3 protein-coding genes are annotated in these 2542 nt (G+C 67.0%); all 3 read right to left on the minus strand.

All coding sequences use genetic code 11. The features are described 5' to 3' along the window. Window positions 1-211: 211 nt before the first annotated feature. Window positions 212-1543, minus strand: a complete 1332-nt coding sequence (gene tssK, locus AC1DOC_RS28945) for a type VI secretion system baseplate subunit TssK (protein ID WP_478131048.1) — start codon at window positions 1541-1543, stop codon at window positions 212-214. A 197-nt stretch (window positions 1544-1740) separates the two neighbouring features. After that, complete coding sequence (locus tag AC1DOC_RS28950) at window positions 1741-2016, minus strand: hypothetical protein (protein WP_062363615.1); 276 nt, start codon at window positions 2014-2016, stop codon at window positions 1741-1743. 29 nt (window positions 2017-2045) lie between these two features. Continuing rightward, window positions 2046-2542 (minus strand): hypothetical protein (locus tag AC1DOC_RS28955; protein ID WP_478131049.1); only part of this gene is annotated, 497 nt, incomplete at its 5' end.

The raw sequence follows: 2542 nt of genomic DNA on the forward strand, positions 1-2542 counted from the left end.
GCCGAGACCAGCGGATTGAGCAGGCCGATCTCGCCGACGTCGACGGCCGGCGTCGGATCCACGCCGCCGAAGAACGGTGCGGGAGCCGGCGCGGGCGGCGTGCCGGCCGGCGTGCGCGGCTTGGGCTTGATGACCGTGCGCTCCGACTCGAAGGCGGCGAAGGGATCGGGTGTTGTCATGATGGTGTTCCGTTTCCGTCAGCCCGATGCGGCTAGGAACGAATGGCCCAGAACGCGAGGTCGAGGCCGGGGAAGTCGCCCGCGATGTGCATCGCGATGCCGCCCGATTGCTCCAGCTGGCGCCACAGGTCGCTGTTGCGCGTTTCGAGCTCGAAGTAGTTGGCACCGGTGTGGAAGGGGATCTGCCTTGGCGCCACGGGCATCGGCGTGAGCGTGACGCCCGGCAGCGCCAGGTTGACGAGGTCGCGGATGCGCTCGACCGGGCCGATCTTGACCTGCGTGGGAAAGCGCGCGCGCAGCGCCTCGCTCGGCATGTTGGCATTCACCGCGAGCACGAAGGTCGCCTTGCGCTGCAGCTCCACGTCGGTCACCACCGCCACGCGCACGCCGTGCTTGCGGTCGTGCAGGTCGATGCGGATGGCCGACTGCTCCAGCACCATCGAGAGGCTGCGCCGCAGGTCGTCCATCAGCGGACGGAAGCTCAGCGCCAGGTCGTCGTGGACGTAGGGGCCGAAGCGCGTGACGCGGCGCGAATCGCGAAAGCTCGCCAGGTCGCCGGCCAGCCCGAGCGCATGCTCGAAGAAGTGCTGCGGATGCAGCATGGCGCTTTGGGCCAGGTGCGCGAAGACCGCCTCGTTGCGGTTGACGGCCTGCAGCAGCATGAAGTCGGCGATCTCGGCCACGCCGCCGGTGCCGCCCTGCGTCATGCGGCCGGCCAGCGCCTCGCCGCGCTGGCGCAAGAGGCCCAGCAGCTCGTCGAGCCAGGAACGGATCACGGCATGGCCCGCCACGTCCAAGAGCGGCGGCAGCATCGCGYGGTCGAGCTGCACCTGGTTGTCGACGCGGCGCTCCAGCACGCGCGCCACGCCCAGCGTGGTCCAGGCGTCGGTGGCTTCGCTGGCGCGCATCAGGCGCGTGTGCAGCTGGCCCAGCTGCAGCACGGCGGTGCGCTCGCCCGCGGTGTTGGAGTCGGGCACCTCGGACTCGAGCACGCGGTGGCGCACCAGCTCTTCATAGTCTTCGGCATCGGCCTCGCGGGCGCCGGCGCGGCGCAGCGGCAGCGCCAGCACCACGGCCTCGTCGCGCATGGCGGGCGGAATGTCGATGGGCTCTGGCAGCGGATCGACCGCCGGCATGTCGAACACCGTGCCGTCGCCGAACAGGCCCACCGCCCGCACCAGCGCGAGCTTGCCCAGCGTGAGCGCGGCCTGGTCGATCTCGATCTCCGCGAATCCCCAGGCATAAGGCGTGGTGGAACGCAGCAGCACATGCCTCGCATGGTCGGCATGACGCTCGCTTTGCTGCAGGTGCTGGGGCTGCAGCAGCATCCCCTCGCTCCAGACCACTTTTGTTCGCCAACTCATCCGCACTCCGTCAACGGCAAGGGCTGCCTGAAAGAAACACGAAGTTTCCGGCGCGCGCCGCGGCGGGCAAATCCGCCTAACGGCCTAGATGCGGGGTTTTGGAGCTACGGCGAAGGGAGTAGATGCCTCGATGGCGGTGCGGCAAATGTCCCGCCGGTTGTCTACCGGCAAAAGGAACGGACAGCTCCGGGCGGGCGTTACAGGCCGTAGATCGCGACGATGGCCCAGAAGGTCAGCCAAAGGGCTCCTGCGCCCAGCGCAAGCATCGCGGCGACGAACGCCACGAAGTACCCGATGCGGCGCGGGAGTTCGGGCGCGGCCGGAACGCATCTCGCGTAGATCAAGGCGGCCCAAAGCAAAAGCGCAATCGCTCCGGCCGCCACGGCGCTCCCGGACATCGCCAGGATCCGATGCTGCTCCAGGAAGCGCAGGCCGACGCTGAGCAAAGGCATCGCCAAGGTCCAGGCCAGCATGTTCAGCGGCAGCCACCACCACCGCGCTTTCATCGGATCGCCTCGCCCTTGTAGTAATGCGCCGGCATGGGGCTCTCCCAACCTGGCGTCAAATATCCAGGTACGGACACCAAGGGCACGTAGCCCGTCACGCTCTTGAGCAAGCCTGCAACATAGGAGCTGCTGTTGTACTCGCCGGGACGCATGCGCGAGCCGAGGATGTTCTTCGGCGCCGAGTACGGAGAAACGTAGCTCGCGAACTTCTGAGAGTTGACGACGAGCTGGCGTGCGAACTCCTGTCGACTCATGCCCTGCGGGGGATTCAGAGGAATCTGGGTCCGCACCTCGCCGGGAAGCGAGTTCATGTATCGGTTCGATCGGATCAAGCCAAAATTTCGCCTACCCGCTTCAAAGAAGGTCGGCTGACCATCGATCACGGTGATGCCGCTATAGGCGTCGTCGATGACGATCGAAAAATGCAGATCGGGCGTGGGCCAGGTGACATAGCCCACAGGATCTGCAGCGATGCGCCCATACAGAGTGATGT

The sequence above is a fragment of the Variovorax sp. 01T439_2 genome, from assembly GCF_056398445.1.